Below are 14,906 nucleotides of genomic sequence, written 5' to 3' on the forward strand. Positions count from 1 at the left end.
ATGGATCTTTACGAAAGAATAATGGAATTAGGTAGCATGGGATATCATTGTTCACAGATCATTATGATCATGACTCTGGAAACCATAGGAGAGGAAAATCCACAGCTTGTAAAGGCAATGGGAGGCCTTGGCGGAGGAATCGGTTACTGTGGAGATACCTGCGGATGTCTGACAGGAAGTGCCTGTGCCATCGGATATTTTCTCGGAAATCTGGCTCCTGAGGAGAAGGAAGATGCACAGATGAAACCGGCTGTACAGGAATTATATCAGTGGTTCCGCCAGAAGACAGAGGAAGAATTCGGAGCTTTTTACTGTAAGGATATCACTCATCTGGACTGGGGTGTGATCATGGAGAAATGTCCTGGACTTATTGCAGATACTTATACAAAAGTTATGGAAATTCTGACAGAGCGGGAGGTACTGAAGCTTTGATCACCATCGGCAAAACAAAGAGTGTCTGTCCGGAATGTATGAAGGTAGTTCCTGCCATAAAAGGTATCGGTGAAGACGGGATCTATCTGGTAAAGGAATGCAATGCTCATGGAAAATTTCAGACCCTGATCTGGGAAGGAAATGCAGCAGATTATCTTTCCTGGGGAAGAGAAAATCTCTCAGCAGAAACGCCTGTAAATCCGAAGGTTAAAGAAAAATCCTGTCCGGATAATTGCGGACTCTGTGAGGAACATGAAAGAAAAGGCTGCTGTATGATCCTGGAAGTTACAAAACGCTGTAATATGCATTGTCCTGTCTGCTTTGCTTCAGCAGGAGAAGACAGGGAAAAGGGAGATATTCCCATCTGTGAAATAGAAAAACAGTATGATTTTCTGATGGCTCACGGAGGTCCCTTTAATATACAGCTTTCAGGAGGAGAACCAACCATGAGGGACGATCTGCCTGAAATCATACATATGGGAAGAGAAAAAGGATTTACATTTTTTCAGTTAAATACCAATGGGATCCGGCTTGCCAGGGAGGAGGGGTATGCCGGAAAGCTGAAAAAAGCAGGACTGAATACAGTATTTCTTCAGTTTGACGGTGTGACAGATCAGGTTTATGAGACTTTACGTGGACAGGCTATGATGGAACTGAAGAAAAAGGCGGTCTTAAACTGCTCAGAAGCAGAGCTTGGTATTGCTCTTGTGCCGGTCATTGCGCCGGGAGTAAATGATATGCAGGTAGGGGATATCCTGAAATTTGGTCTGGATCATATGCCCTTTGTTCGTGGCGTACATTTTCAGCCTATCAGTTATTTTGGCAGATGTTCCCAGAAGCGCCCCCAAAATCCCATCACCATACCAAAGATGCTGAGGCTTATTGAAGAACAGACAGAGGGACTGATGAAAATTGAGGATTTTGCAGGCGGCGGCGCAGAGAATCCCTACTGCTCCTTTCATGCAAGTTATCTGAGAAAAGGAGAGCAGGAACTGAAGCTTCTTGAAAAAAAATCAGGAAAAGGATGCTGCTGTACTACCAGTGATGATTCCAGGCAGTATGTGGAAAATCAGTGGAGCTACAGTACAAAAACCTATGATGAGGGAGAAATGACACAGACAGATGCGCTAGATGAGTTTCTGATCCGGATACATAATGAAACCTTTGCAGTATCAGGTATGATCTTTCAGGATGCCTGGAATCTGGATCTTGACCGTCTGAAACGCTGTTATATCTGTGAAGTGGATCCTGATCACGGAATGGTACCGTTCTGTGCATATAATCTGACTAATCTGAAAGGAACATATTTATACAGAAAGTGAAACGATCCAATATAGATGCAATGATCTGTAGGCAGGAAAAAATTACAGATATTACAAGGGAAACAATAAACAAAATACAGCTGGATAAACTGAATGCTGTTCTGAAAAGAGAAAAAGAAAGGCAGGGATTTTATAGAGATCTGCCGGAAAGGCTGGAAAGCCTTGATGATCTGAAAACCCTTCCCTTTACAACGGAATCCGACCTTGCTCAGAAAGGGGGCAGGATGTTACTGTGCTCTCAGGGAGAAATACAGAGGATCATTTCAGAACAGACAAGCGGAACAACAGGTGCAGGTAAACGTGTATTTTATACAGAAGGAGATTGTGAACATACCATAGAACTTTTTATGGCCGGACTTGGTGAGTTTATTTATCCGGGAAGCAGGACTATGGTTGCCATGCCGTTTTCAGGTCCTTCTGGACTGGGAGAACTGATCGCAGACGCAATCAGACGTATAGGAGCACATCCCCTTTTAACCGGGAACAATAAAACCTATGGTGAGTTAAAAACAATTCTGGAAGAGGAGCGGCCGGATACTTATGTAGGTATGCCGACAGCACTGCTTTCCATGCTCAGAATGTGTGGAAAAGGCAGTATAAAGAGAGCACTGATATCAGGGGATGCCTGTCCGGAAACAGTAATGAAAGCAATAGAAAAAATTTTGGGAACACCACTCTGGCCTCATTATGGTTCCAGAGAGATGGGACTTGGGGGTGCGATTTGCTGTCAGGCTCATGAGGGCATGCACATGAGGGAGAATCATTGTATCACAGAGATCATAGATAAAGAGGGAAATGTTCTGCCTGACGGTCAATGGGGAGAACTGGTGATCACAACCATTGGGATGGAGGCACAGCCTCTGATCAGATACAGGACCGGCGATCATACACGTATCATCCCCGGAAAATGTATCTGCGGAAGTGAGGTAAGGCGTCTGGATTTTGTAAGGCGCATCGACCAGTCCAAAAGTATGAGAGAAATGGATGAATTACTGTTTCAGTTTCCGAAACTGGTAGATTACTGTGTAAGGAGTGTTGGAGGGAAAAAAGAAATCACAGCACTTTTTATATCAGATAACGGAGAAGAACTGATCAGAAATGTCTGCACAGAGAAGAATATTATTTCTTTGGACTGCAGAAAAGCAGAATGGAGCGATAGGGCATTGTATCCTGCGAAACGTATTATTTTATAGAGAAACTATTAGAAAACAGAACGAAACCCATTGACTATCAGTCGGATTTCGTTCTGTTTTTTATTTTATGAATAGTTATTTGTTCACAGGATAATACGGACAGTCCTCTCTGATACATTCTTTATTATCTTCAAAATATTTACATAGTACAGAAGACAGCGGAATCTTTACAGAGCTGAACTGCCTGTAAAACCTGATCGCTTCTTCAATAGCAATTCTGCTGGTGCGTTTACAGCAGCGCGGACCACCAACATCAGCCAGTTTGGATAAAATAACAGAGACAAGCTTCTGAGGAAAGGGCCATGCATCCTTATGGAGGGGACCGGATCCGGTCATAACAGACATAAAGATTCCGGCACCTGCTGCTGCACCACACACTCCCCAGTAACCGCAGGTACCACCGGGAACCTGCCTCGCTCTTTTACAGATTTCAGATAATGCGGTATCGTAATTCATACGCTCTCCATTATTGCGAAGTGCAGTCAGAAGAACACTGGGAACAATGGCATGATGTTCAGGTCCATGCATGTGGACAGAAGGAAGGTCCATGATCTCTTCCAGAAGCAGCAGGGGATCCTTCTCTGTGCTGCTTCTGAGGGCTATGATCACCGGTATATAAGTACCATAGCTGTGACAGGCATCACAGACAAAATGGCCATTTTCACAGACAGCATTTGTCAGCTGCTCTTTGTGGCAGATGCTGCAGGTTTTCACAGAACTTTCGACGCTATATGTGACCGGTGCTCCACAGATCAGGCAGCCTGAAAAATGTTCTGTCTCTCCACAACAGCAGGAATTATTTGTATTATCCATAAAAATCAGCATTTCTCAGCAATATCATAGATAAGCCGTTCTGTATCTTCCCATCCGAGGCAAGGATCTGTGATGGAACAGCCAGGAGTCATATGATCACTGATATCCTGGCGGCCTTCGAGAAGGTAACTTTCGATCATAACACCTTTAACCAGCTTTCTGAGGTCTGGATTATAGTTGCGGCTGTGAAGTACTTCTGAAACAATACGGATCTGTTCCTTGTATTGTTTGTTGGAGTTTGAGTGGTTGGCATCTATGATGATGGCAGGGTTCTTAAGATCTTTTTTTGCATACAGAGCAGACAGACTCATCAGATCTTCATAGTGGTAGTTAGGAATAGTCTGTCCGTACTGGTTTACACCACCTCTGAGAATAGTGTGTGCCAGATCATTTCCTGAAGTTTCCACATCATTTCCTCTGTAGATGAAGTGGTGTGGATGCTGTGCAGCAGTGACGGAATTCAGCATAACAGAGAGATCACCGCTGGTAGGATTCTTCATACCGACAGGAATATCCATGCCACTGGCAGTGAGACGATGCTGCTGGTTCTCCACAGAACGTGCACCTACAGCTTCATAGGAGAGAATATCATCCAGATAGCTGCGGTTTTCAGGATAAAGCATCTCATCTGCAGAAGAGAGTCCTGTCTCCTGCATAACTCTCATGTGCATCTTGCGGATAGCAATAATTCCGGCAAGAAGGTCAGGAGCCTTATCAGGATCTGGCTGATGAAGCATTCCTTTGTAACCGTCACCTGTGGTACGGGGCTTATTTGTATAGACTCGCGGGATGATCATCAGTTTGTCAGAGACTTTATCTGCCACTGTTTTCAGTTTGCGTACATATTCGCAGACTGTATCTTCGTTATCAGCGGAACAAGGTCCTACAAGGACGATAAATTTATCTGATTCACCGGTGAAGATACGGCGTATTTCTTCATCGCGCTGTTTTTTTACTTCTTTGAGTTCCTGGCTGAGAGGGTACTGAGATTTCAGAACCTCCGGTAAAGGGAGCTCGTGATTAATTTTCATAGACATGATTTATTTCCTCCATATAAGTACATGCAGATCTTTCATAATGCCGGAAGTCAGAAATATTTTGTACCTGACCGGACTGCCTGCATATTTTCCTTCACAAGTATAACATGGTGTTATCTAAAATTCCAGTACTTTAGCACTTTAAATCGACATATTTTGAGAAAATGTAATCAGACCGTTTTTTATGCCTGTTTCTTAGCTTCACAAAAATGCTTTCAGATGTTACAATCAAATAAAAGGTATTAGGAAAGAAATATCAAAAGAATACCAAAGAAAGCCGGGGTGAATGTTATGGAGATTAAGAGTATTCTGATAAAGGATACAACCAGAGAGGAAAGAAAACAGATTGTGGAAGAATCTTTTGGGAATATTTCTGCAAGCTGTGATGGCTGTATGGCGGGACTGGCAGAGATGTATCAGGAATATATTGATGGTACGAAGGAAATCCGCGACATTAACATGGAGTTTAATGCACACTACGTACGGGAAGATCTGGATGAGAAATCAAAGAGAAGCTGCCCGATGTAGATAAAACAACTATATGGGAAACTGGCAGATTGCGAATATGCAGGAAATAACAAGATAACAGGAGAAGGATATAAAAATGAGTACAAACAATATGGATAGATTTGAATTCAGATGTATCAGACCGGAGGAGACACAGCAGGCGATAGAGATCGAGCAGATCTGTTTCCCGCCAAATGAGGCATGTTCCCCGAAAAGTCTGACAGAGAGAATAAAAGCAACAGCAGAAACATTTCTGGTAGCTGAGGATAAGGAAACCGGAAAGCTGGCTGCATTTCTTAATGGAGTTCCTACAGATGAGGAGGCTTTCAGAGACGAATTCTTCACAGATATTTCCCTGAGTAATCCTGAAGGCAAAAATATCATGCTTCTGGGTCTGGATGTCCGTCCGGAATATCGTATGCAGGGACTGGGACGTGAACTGGTATCCCGATACTGCCAGAAGGAAGCACAAAAAGGACGAAAGAAACTTTTCCTCACCTGTCTGGATGAAAAAGTGAAGATGTATGAGAAATTCGGCTTTACAGATCTGGGTCAGGCAAACTCCACCTGGGGCGGAGAAGCCTGGCATGCCATGAGCATCGAGATTGGAAGATAATTAACGAGCAGAACAGACAGGAGAGTGTACAATGAGCCTATATGCAATCGGTGATTTTCATCTTTCGTTTACAGTCAATAAACCTATGGATGTATTTGATAAAAGATGGAAGAATCATGTGGTTAAGATCGAGAAATACTGGAAGAGAAAAGTAACAGAGAATGATACAGTAGTAATTACAGGAGATCATTCCTGGGGGAGAGATCTTGCAGAGTGTCAGGCGGATCTGGATTTTATTATGGCTCTGCCGGGCAGGAAGATCCTGCTTCGGGGAAATCACGATATGTTCTGGGATGCGAAGAAAACAGAAAATCTGAATGAGATGTTCAGAGGAAAGCTGGAATTTTTGCAGAATAATTTTTATACATATGAGGATTATGCACTGGTGGGAACCAAAGGCTACTGTTATGAAGGAAAAGACAGCTATGAGCATTTTCTGAAGATCCGAGAGCGGGAGTTGGGGCGGCTGCGTTGCTCTTTTGAAGCGGCGAAGGCAGCAGGATATGAGAAGTTTATCATGTTTCTTCATTATCCACCTACAAGTATTGGAGAGATGGAGAGTCCGTTTACCCTGATGGCACAGGAATTTGGCGCCGAGAAGGTGATCTATTCTCACTGTCATGGAGAGAAGCGGTATGATGACAGCTTTAAAGGCTATGTGGATGGAATAGAGTACAAGCTGGTGTCAGGAGATTATCTGAACTTTAAACCGGAGCCAGTATTACGCTAATGGTAATCTTTATATCGGTATTCGATTATAGGTGGGTAGTGGAGTGCGAATATCTGTTTAATATTAAGCATCAGTAGTATAGAAAAAATCCCTGGGAAGTATTATACTTTTCAGGGATGATTTTATGTGCTTTGAGAGAAAATATCTTCGGGGAGAAATGAGAAAATGAAGATTTACTACAGAGAGAAATCTGGCGGGATTGAAATTCTGCGGTGTTTTGGAATAGAGGGCAGAGTTGAGATTCCGGGAATGATAGATGGCAAATTGGTGATCAGTGCGGCACCGTATGCATTCTCCAGTCATATGGATGAGAAAGAAGAACTGAAAAATGCCAGCCTGTGGGAAGTGTCAGAGGGTCTTGGGTTTGGCAGAGAAGAGCATGTTCTGGCAGGAAATGACGTGGAGGAGATTGTTTTTCCTTACACTTTAAAAGAGATTGGACGATATATTTTTTATGGCTGCGGGAATCTGAAAAAGCTGGAGTTTTCTGACAGCCTGATGCAGATAGGCTGTGGTGCATTTACAGGCTGCCATGCATTGGAGAAGCTGACTGTTCATATGAGACAGGGAAAGAAGTCAGGCGTTAAGGAAATGCTGGGCGAGATGTGGCAGAGGATAGATGTAAACTTTCTTTATGAGTATGAAGAAGCCAGACTTGTATTTCCGGAGCATTATGATGAGGCGGTTGAGAACACTCCGGCGCGTATTTTGTATACGGAATATCATGGATCAGGCAGTAATTACAGGCAGTGTTTTTATGATAAGGAGCTGAATTATCAGGAATATGACAGGCTTTTTGAAATGGCGGTAGCCATGGATAAGCTGGAAGTTCTGGTTGATATGTCATTTGGCAGACTGGAGTTTCCTTATGAACTGACCGGGAAAGCCAGGGAGAATTACAGGGAATATATCCGTAAGAATCTGGGAGATATTGCAGAATATCTGGTAAAACAGGAGGATATGCACAGATTGGAAGTGATATCCTCGCAAAAACTCTGGACACTGGAAGGAATGGATTCTGCGTTAGATTGTGCATCTAAGAGAAAAGAAACGGAAGTATCCGCATTTTTGATGAATGAAAGAGCAAATCTGGTGGATAATACGGCAGGAAGTGAACGTATAGATGTGGATAAGCTGCAAAATAGTCAGGAAGCTGACAGGACAGAGCAGGGGAAAAATGAACAATCACAAACTACAGAAAAATCTTTGAATAGAAGAACTATACTAAGAAAAAAGAGGTTTGAACTGTGATAGATATAGAGGAAAATAATGATGCAGCCAGAGGATAAAATACAGGAAATAGCAGAAAGAGCAGAGCGTTTGCAGGAAATCGGCAGCAGTATTCTCAGGGCTGCGCGGGATGAATTATATCTGGGAATGCGGTTTTTGGATGTGGCGCTGAGCAGTTTTTCTTATCAGATGGATGGTCAGGTCCATGGATTTGGAACGGATGGAAGAGTGATGTATTTCCAGCCGCAGATGCTGGGAGGCTTATATAGAGAGAACAGGATTCTGGTGAACAGAGGGTATCTGCATATGGTATTCCACTGTATTTTCCGGCATTTTGCATGGAGCGGTACAGAAGGTAAGAAGAGGGCAGACGATGGAATCACAATCCAGGAACGTATGCGTGATCTGAGTTGTGACATTTCAGTGGAGCATATGATAGATGGGATGAACTATCGGAGTATCCGTTTCTCACGCAGTCTTTTGCGAAGGGAAACCTACCGTCTCCTTGAAAAAGAGGGAAAAACCCTCAACGCACAGAGAGTATATAAAATATTGTCAGAATGGAATCTGAACGAAAAGGATCTTACAAATCTGGAACAGGAATTTCGCACAGATGACCACAGATACTGGGAAAGTAAGAAACCGGATCAGAAACCGAATCCCATGCTCAGCCGCAAATGGGGGGAGATCAATGATGGAATCGAGACGGATCTGGAAACCTTTTCCCAGGAGGCAGGTGAGCGGGACGGAGATTTCCTGGAGCAGATAAAAACAGAGAACAGAAGCCGGTATGATTACAGAGAATTCCTGCGGAAATTTGCAGTTTTTCATGAAGAACTGGCAGTGGATGATGACAGTTTTGATTACAATTTCTACACCTATGGTCTGCGTCTCTATGGAAACATGCCGCTGATCGAACCACTGGAATCCAAAGATGTTAAGAAGATAGAGGAATTTGTGATCGTCATCGATACTTCCATGTCCTGTTCAGGAGAACTGGTGAGAAAGTTTCTGGAGGAAACCTACAGTGTACTTAGTGAGAGTGAGAGCTTTTTTACAAAAATAAATGTGCACATCATTCAGTGTGATGAGAAAGTCCACACAGATAAAAAGATTACTTCTCAGAAAGAAATGAAAGACTATATGGAACATCTGGAACTGTATGGAGATGGCGGAACAGATTTCAGGCCTGCATTTGAATGGGTGGATAAACTGTTGGAACAGCATGAATTTCATAACCTGAAAGGGATGATCTATTTTACAGACGGATTCGGAATTTACCCGAAGAAAATGCCGTCATATAAGACTGTGTTTGTGTTTATGCAGGATAATTACAGAGATGTGGATGTACCGGTATGGGCCATGAAACTGATTTTGGATGAGGATGATTTTGAGAAGCCAGACAGGTAATGAAGAGAGAAAATTATAATTGCGGGAGCTGCAAATCGCGGAGCAATTTGTGGATATCAAGGAAATGAGAAAACTGAGTAAAAGTAAGAAGTGTTCAGCAGGAAAGGATTTATATTATGGATATAAAGCGAGCAAAACAGGAGATAAAGGACTCAATAGAAGCATACCTTGCGAAGGATGAATTTGGAGAATATCTGATCCCGGCCATACGCCAGAGACCAATTCTCCTTATGGGGGCACCGGGTATTGGAAAGACGCAGATTATGGAACAGATCGCCAGGGAATGTAAGGTAGGTCTGGTATCTTATACTATCACACATCACACCCGTCAGAGTGCAGTAGGACTGCCGTTTATCAAAGAGAAAACCTTTGGTCAGGAGACTTTTTCTGTCACAGAATATACTATGAGTGAGATTATTGCCTCTGTCTATGAAAAGATGGAAAAAACAGGTCTCAGAGAAGGAATTCTTTTTATTGATGAGATTAACTGCGTATCAGAGACCTTGGCGCCTATGATGCTGCAGTTTCTTCAGGGAAAGACATTTGGCAATCAGAAAGTACCGGAAGGATGGGTGATCGTGACAGCAGGAAACCCGCCGGAATACAATAAATCTGTCCGCGAATTTGACGTAGTAACCCTTGACAGAATCAAGAGGATTGATGTGCAGCCGGATTTTGAAGTGTGGAAAGAATATGCCTATGAGCAGGGAATCCATCCGGCTGTTATCTCTTATCTGGAGCTTCGCAGAAAGAATTTCTACAGAATGGAGAACACAGTAGACGGACGGATTTTTGCCACTGCCAGAGGCTGGGAAGATCTTTCCAGGCTGATACAGGTATATGAAACACTGGATAAAGAAGTGGATAGAGAGGTGGTATATCAGTATATCCAGCATCCAATGATCGCAAAAGATTTTGCCGCATATCTGGCATTATACAATAAGTATAAGACAGACTATGCAGTGGAGGATCTGCTTCAGGGTAAATGGACACCCATCACTCTGGGTAAGATCCGCAATGCTTCACTGGATGAGCATCTGAGTATTGTTGGTCTGCTGAACGGAAAGCTCAGCCAGTTATTTGCAGACTGTTATTTTATGGATGCCTATGTGACAAAGCTCTATGGTTACATGACAGAATACAGAGATAACCTTCCGGAAATGACGCTGGAATCCATTTATAAAAAGGCAGAAAATGATTTTCAGACTGCAAAAAAATCTGAGCTTCTCACTAAAAATGAAGAAAAAGTATTTATCCGTACAGTGGATTTTCTTGAGAAATTATGGATAGAACTGAGGGGAGAAACTGGTTCTGAAGATAAAACAGAGAATAATAAAGCTGTTGAAATTTCAGAAAAAGATACCTATGAGCGGGCAAAAACAGCTTTTGCAACGGAGGCTGACAGTCTGGAAACTCAGACAGAATATATCTCTCAGACGCTTCAGAATGTTTTTGATTTTATGGAAGCAGCCTTTGGTGACAGCCAGGAAATGGTAGCATTTATTACGGAACTGAATGCAAACTTTTACAGTATCTGGTTTATCCGGGAAAATGGTTCTGACCAGTATTACCGTCACAACAAGGGACTACTGTTTGATGACAGACAGAAACTGATCTTGGGACAAATGGAGGAACTGGAGAACACGATGAAGCGGGGACTAAAAAATTAATTTTTATGCCAATTAGCATTGGATTTTCAGATAAATCGTGGTATGCTGATGAATAGAATTATGATTTGAGTGAAAAATATCAGGAATGCAGGCGCATTTGACTGTGCAGCAGTAGAACGATATGGAATCACTAGAAAAAACGAGGAGGAATATAAAATGGAATTAGAAGTATTAAGAAAAGATATGGTTGCAGCTATGAAAGCCAAAGATAAAGTAACAAAAGAAGCAGTCTCCTCTCTGATCTCTGCGGTAAAGAAGGTAGCGATTGATGAGGGATGCCGTGATGAGATTAAGAGTGATCTGGTGGACAGAGTTATTTTGAAGGAGTTGAAAACTGTAAAAGAACAGCTGGATACCTGTCCGGAAAGCCGTGAGGATCTGAAGGCTGAATATCAGGCAAGGTATGATGTGATTGCCAAATATGCGCCAAAACAGATGGATGCAGCAGAGGTAAAAGCATATCTGGAAGAAAAATTTGCAGATGTGATTGCGACGAAAAATAAGGGTCAGATCATGAAGGCTGTTATGGCTGATATGAAGGGAAAAGCAGACGGAAAGGTGATTAATCAGGTTGTGGCAGAGCTCTGCAAATAATGTGTTATCTTAACCGAATCAAGTAAGTCCCCTGCTTCAATTGCGAAAAGCAATAAGCAGTGGGTGGGACTATGTGAAGAATAGGATCATCCAGCAGATTTGGTATGCAGAAAGCTGGATAGTTATCAAAATAGCCGCAGTATGCTGGAATGTCCGGATACTGCGGTATTTTATTAGGAGGTGAATATATATATGGAGTTTCAGCATGAACTGATCATTCCTAATGAGGGATTTCCGTTTAAGGTTTTTCTTTTTGAAGGAGGAAATGGCAATTATGTGCGTGAGAAGCACTGGCATACGTCTGTAGAGATTTTTGCTGTGATGGAGGGGCGCCTGGATTTTTTTGTAAATAAGGATGAATATCCGCTGAAAGCTGGAGAGCAGATAATCATTAATTCCAATGAGACCCACTCTATCCATGCTGTGGAGAAAAATAAAACAGTAGTTCTGCAGATTCCTCTGAAACAGTTTGAGAATTATTTTACTGCCCAGAGATATATCCGTTTTCGGGGGCAGGAGGAGCTGGTGGATAAGAAACTGGCTTCTTTGCTTCGTAAATTATATCATGTGTATTCCGAGCGGAAAATTGGATATGAGTTCCGGACAATTTCTATTTTTTACGAGATTATGTATATCCTGGTGAAGGATTACCGTGTGACAGAGACCAGGGAGAAGGATATCCGACACAGCCGCCGTCTGGATGCATTGTCAAAAATCACCACATATATGCGTGAGCATTACAGGGAGGAACTGAAGCTTTCTGATGTGGCGGCTACTTTTGGATACTCGGATGCATATTTGTCGCGAATGTTCCAAAAATATGCAAAAATCAACTATAAAACTTATCTGCAGGATATCCGTATGGCATATGCGTACAGGGATTTGCTGAATACAGACCATACAATTAGTCAGATTGCACTAGATAATGGATTTTGCAGCAGCAGGGGTTTTTCCGGGGAATTTCAGAAAAGATATGGGGTACTTCCAAGTGAGATGCGAAAACAGATAAATGAAAAAGGTCAAAAAAACGCTATAGATTAGACAAGAAAACTGGCGAAAAGTACCCTTTATTCTGATATATTCTAAGCACAGTCAAGAAAACGTAATATCTACAGAATATAAGGAGGTTTTTGAAGTGAAAATTCAGAATGTAACAGATGCTTCCTTCCGTAAATATGGAAAGGTGCTTGAAGGGTATGACTTCAGTGCTCTTCTCAAAGAAATGAAACATACACCGGTTCCGGATGATGTGGTTTATGTACCATCTGTTGAGGAGCTGGAAGCTCTGGATGTAGCAAAAGCACTGCAGAATAAAGGATTTGGCGGAATCCCGATCGAAATTGGATACTGCAACGGACATAATAAGAAATTAAATGCAGTAGAATATCACCGCAGTTCAGAGATCAATGTAGCGGTAACAGATCTGGTGCTGCTTATCGGAAGTCAGCAGGATATCACAGATGATTTTACATATGATACTTCTAAGATCGAAGCATTCCTGGTACCTGCAGGAACAGGTATTGAAGTATATGCAACTACACTTCATTATGCGCCATGCAATGTACAGGATGGCGGTTTCCAGTGTGTAGTCGTACTTCCGGCAGGAACCAATACAGATCTTACATTTGAGACAGCTAAGACAGGCGAGGACAGCCTGCTGACAGCTAAGAACAAATGGCTCATTGCACATGAAGATGCGGCAATCGAGGGTGCAGTAAACGGACTTCGTGGAGAGAATATCACCATTGACTGAGTTGCTCGGAATCTGTGGCAGTAGAGTATCAGAATATAGTAAATGAATAACAAAATCATATAAATACATATCAAATATGGAGGAATTTATATTATGAACAATATACCAGTAGTAAAACTTGGATTAATCGCAGTAAGCCGTGACTGTTTTCCGATTCAGCTTTCTGAAAAGAGACGTGCAGCAATCAAGGAAACTTATAAAGGTGAACTTTATGAATGTCCTGTAACTGTTGAGAACGAGAAGGATATGGAGAAAGCTCTTGAAGATGTAAACAAAGCAGAGTGTAATGCGCTGGTTGTTTTCCTTGGAAACTTCGGACCTGAAACTCCTGAAACTCTGATCGCAGAGAGATTTGACGGACCTTGTATGTATGTAGCAGCAGCAGAAGGTGACGGTGATATGATCAACGGCAGAGGTGATGCTTACTGTGGTATGCTTAACTGCTCCTACAACTTAAAAATGCGTCATCTGAAAGCATATATTCCGGAATATCCTGTTGGAACAGCAGATGATATTGCAAAGATGATCGCTGATTTCGTACCGGTTGCACGTGCAGTCATCGGTGTCAGCAATCTTAAGATCATTACTTTCGGACCACGTCCACAGGACTTCTTCGCATGCAACGCACCTATTAAAGGCCTCTATGAGCTGGGTGTTGAGATTGAAGAGAACTCAGAGCTTGATCTTCTTGTTTCTTTCAAAGAGCATGAAAATGATCCTCGTATCCCGGAAGTTTGTGCAGATATGGCAAAAGAGATGGGCGAAGGCAAATATTATGCTGACCTTAATGTGAAAATGGCACAGTTTGAGCTTACACTTCTTGACTGGGCAGAGGCTCATAAGGGAGCAAGAAAATACGTTGCATTTGCTGACAAATGTTGGCCTGCATTCCCGTCACAGTTTGGATTTGAACCTTGCTATGTAAATAGCCGTCTGGTTTCCAGAGGAATTCCGGTATCCTGTGAGGTTGATATCTACGGAGCACTCAGCGAGTACATCGGACTTTGCATTTCCAATGATGCAGTTACACTGCTTGATATCAACAACTCTGTTCCACAGTATATCTATGATGAAGATATTAAAGGAAAATACGATTATAAGCTTACTGATACATTTATGGGATTCCATTGTGGAAATACTCCTGCATGCAAGATGTGTGATTCCAGAGCTGTTAAATATCAGCTGATCCAGCACAGACTTCTTGAGCCGGCAGGATCTGAACCAGACTTCACAAGAGGAACTCTTGAAGGTGATATCGCTGCATCTGACATTACATTCTATCGTTTACAGTGCAATTCCGAGGGCGAGCTGGTTTCTTATGTTGCAGAAGGTGAAGTACTGGATGTACCTACAAGATCATTCGGTGGTATCGGTATTTTCGCAATCAAAGAAATGGGAAGATTCTACCGTCACGTACTGATCGAGGGCAACTATCCGCATCATGGAGCAGTTATGTTTGGACATTACGGAAAAGCATTCTATGAGGTAGTGAAATTCCTTGGACTGGATGTTAAGAAGATTGGCTATAACCAGCCGGCAGGCGTAAGATACCCGACAGAAAATCCATGGGGTTAATGAGAAATCAGTAAAACGGATGAT

General features: G+C 42.4%; 15 protein-coding genes. 13 read left to right on the forward strand and 2 right to left on the reverse strand.

The features are described from left to right. Genes ACESZG_RS05915 through ACESZG_RS05925 form a run of 3 tightly spaced genes read left to right on the forward strand, consistent with a single transcriptional unit; the run spans position 1 to position 2,947 of the window. Positions 1-432 carry a DVU_1555 family C-GCAxxG-C-C protein gene (locus tag ACESZG_RS05915; protein ID WP_008708077.1) on the forward strand — a complete coding sequence of 144 codons (432 nt, stop codon included), beginning with the start codon at positions 1-3 and terminating at the stop codon, positions 430-432. Next, complete coding sequence (gene trsS, locus ACESZG_RS05920) at positions 429-1,754, forward strand: radical SAM (seleno)protein TrsS (RefSeq protein WP_020437246.1); 1,326 nt, start codon at positions 429-431, stop codon at positions 1,752-1,754. Before ACESZG_RS05915 ends, trsS begins: the two co-directional genes overlap by 4 nt. Beyond that, a complete protein-coding gene (locus ACESZG_RS05925) occupies positions 1,751-2,947 on the forward strand; it encodes a DVU_1553 family AMP-dependent CoA ligase (protein ID WP_008708079.1) in 1,197 nt (398 codons plus the stop codon). Before trsS ends, ACESZG_RS05925 begins: the two co-directional genes overlap by 4 nt. A 75-nt stretch (positions 2,948-3,022) precedes the next feature. On the opposite strand, the gene ACESZG_RS05930 is transcribed toward ACESZG_RS05925, so the two are convergent. Together ACESZG_RS05930 and ACESZG_RS05935 are read right to left on the reverse strand one after the other, a co-directional pair. Beyond that, positions 3,023-3,760 (reverse strand): DUF5714 domain-containing protein, encoded by a 738-nt coding sequence (locus ACESZG_RS05930; RefSeq protein WP_008708080.1) that lies wholly within the window; start codon positions 3,758-3,760, stop codon positions 3,023-3,025. A 5-nt stretch (positions 3,761-3,765) separates the two neighbouring features. Further along, positions 3,766-4,797: a 3-deoxy-7-phosphoheptulonate synthase gene (locus tag ACESZG_RS05935; protein WP_025578949.1), complete on the reverse strand. Its 1,032-nt coding sequence runs from the start codon at positions 4,795-4,797 to the stop codon at positions 3,766-3,768. Positions 4,798-5,088: 291 nt separating this feature from the next. Here ACESZG_RS05935 and ACESZG_RS05940 point away from each other — a divergent pair, with 291 nt between their 5' ends. The 10 genes from ACESZG_RS05940 to ACESZG_RS05985 all read left to right on the forward strand — a co-directional run bounded on the left by ACESZG_RS05940 (position 5,089) and on the right by ACESZG_RS05985 (position 14,882). Beyond that, positions 5,089-5,325, forward strand: a complete 237-nt coding sequence (locus ACESZG_RS05940; protein ID WP_022380801.1) for a hypothetical protein — start codon at positions 5,089-5,091, stop codon at positions 5,323-5,325. A gap of 76 nt (positions 5,326-5,401) precedes the next feature. Continuing rightward, the gene (locus ACESZG_RS05945; RefSeq protein WP_020437248.1) at positions 5,402-5,920 is read left to right on the forward strand and encodes a GNAT family N-acetyltransferase; all 519 of its coding nucleotides are present in this window, start codon (positions 5,402-5,404) and stop codon (positions 5,918-5,920) included. A 31-nt stretch (positions 5,921-5,951) separates the two neighbouring features. Then, positions 5,952-6,650, forward strand: a complete 699-nt coding sequence (locus tag ACESZG_RS05950) for a metallophosphoesterase (RefSeq protein WP_195303316.1) — start codon at positions 5,952-5,954, stop codon at positions 6,648-6,650. A 165-nt stretch (positions 6,651-6,815) separates the two neighbouring features. Beyond that, positions 6,816-7,901, forward strand: a complete 1,086-nt coding sequence (locus tag ACESZG_RS05955) for a leucine-rich repeat protein (RefSeq protein WP_347062070.1) — start codon at positions 6,816-6,818, stop codon at positions 7,899-7,901. A 21-nt stretch (positions 7,902-7,922) separates the two neighbouring features. Then, positions 7,923-9,290: a VWA-like domain-containing protein gene (locus ACESZG_RS05960; protein ID WP_347045914.1), complete on the forward strand. Its 1,368-nt coding sequence runs from the start codon at positions 7,923-7,925 to the stop codon at positions 9,288-9,290. A 116-nt stretch (positions 9,291-9,406) separates the two neighbouring features. Next, a complete protein-coding gene (locus ACESZG_RS05965) occupies positions 9,407-10,960 on the forward strand; it encodes an ATP-binding protein (RefSeq protein WP_161276341.1) in 1,554 nt (517 codons plus the stop codon). A 156-nt stretch (positions 10,961-11,116) separates the two neighbouring features. Further along, positions 11,117-11,554, forward strand: coding sequence for a GatB/YqeY domain-containing protein (locus ACESZG_RS05970; RefSeq protein ID WP_019160637.1), 438 nt, complete (start codon positions 11,117-11,119; stop codon positions 11,552-11,554). 192 nt (positions 11,555-11,746) lie between these two features. Next, positions 11,747-12,595: an AraC family transcriptional regulator gene (locus ACESZG_RS05975; protein ID WP_008708125.1), complete on the forward strand. Its 849-nt coding sequence runs from the start codon at positions 11,747-11,749 to the stop codon at positions 12,593-12,595. A gap of 94 nt (positions 12,596-12,689) precedes the next feature. Then, the gene (locus ACESZG_RS05980) at positions 12,690-13,307 is read left to right on the forward strand and encodes a DUF4867 family protein (RefSeq protein ID WP_008708127.1); all 618 of its coding nucleotides are present in this window, start codon (positions 12,690-12,692) and stop codon (positions 13,305-13,307) included. Positions 13,308-13,400: 93 nt separating this feature from the next. Then, positions 13,401-14,882 carry an L-fucose/L-arabinose isomerase family protein gene (locus ACESZG_RS05985; protein WP_008708129.1) on the forward strand — a complete coding sequence of 494 codons (1,482 nt, stop codon included), beginning with the start codon at positions 13,401-13,403 and terminating at the stop codon, positions 14,880-14,882. Positions 14,883-14,906 lie beyond the last annotated feature (24 nt).

The organism is Blautia sp. Marseille-P2398 (assembly GCF_964240315.1).
Lineage (GTDB): Bacteria > Bacillota > Clostridia > Lachnospirales > Lachnospiraceae > Blautia_A > Blautia_A wexlerae.

What these genes read in the sequence shown, in the direction of transcription:
- ACESZG_RS05915 (WP_008708077.1), top strand. Translation starts at nt 1, where the DNA reads ATGGATCTTTACGAAAGAATAATGGAATTAGGTAGCATGGGATATCAT.
- ACESZG_RS05930 (WP_008708080.1), bottom strand. Translation starts at nt 3,760, where the DNA reads ATGGATAATACAAATAATTCCTGCTGTTGTGGAGAGACAGAACATTTT.
- ACESZG_RS05935 (WP_025578949.1), bottom strand. Translation starts at nt 4,797, where the DNA reads ATGTCTATGAAAATTAATCACGAGCTCCCTTTACCGGAGGTTCTGAAA.
- ACESZG_RS05940 (WP_022380801.1), top strand. Translation starts at nt 5,089, where the DNA reads ATGGAGATTAAGAGTATTCTGATAAAGGATACAACCAGAGAGGAAAGA.
- ACESZG_RS05945 (WP_020437248.1), top strand. Translation starts at nt 5,402, where the DNA reads ATGAGTACAAACAATATGGATAGATTTGAATTCAGATGTATCAGACCG.
- ACESZG_RS05950 (WP_195303316.1), top strand. Translation starts at nt 5,952, where the DNA reads ATGAGCCTATATGCAATCGGTGATTTTCATCTTTCGTTTACAGTCAAT.
- ACESZG_RS05955 (WP_347062070.1), top strand. Translation starts at nt 6,816, where the DNA reads ATGAAGATTTACTACAGAGAGAAATCTGGCGGGATTGAAATTCTGCGG.
- ACESZG_RS05960 (WP_347045914.1), top strand. Translation starts at nt 7,923, where the DNA reads ATGCAGCCAGAGGATAAAATACAGGAAATAGCAGAAAGAGCAGAGCGT.
- ACESZG_RS05965 (WP_161276341.1), top strand. Translation starts at nt 9,407, where the DNA reads ATGGATATAAAGCGAGCAAAACAGGAGATAAAGGACTCAATAGAAGCA.
- ACESZG_RS05970 (WP_019160637.1), top strand. Translation starts at nt 11,117, where the DNA reads ATGGAATTAGAAGTATTAAGAAAAGATATGGTTGCAGCTATGAAAGCC.
- ACESZG_RS05975 (WP_008708125.1), top strand. Translation starts at nt 11,747, where the DNA reads ATGGAGTTTCAGCATGAACTGATCATTCCTAATGAGGGATTTCCGTTT.
- ACESZG_RS05985 (WP_008708129.1), top strand. Translation starts at nt 13,401, where the DNA reads ATGAACAATATACCAGTAGTAAAACTTGGATTAATCGCAGTAAGCCGT.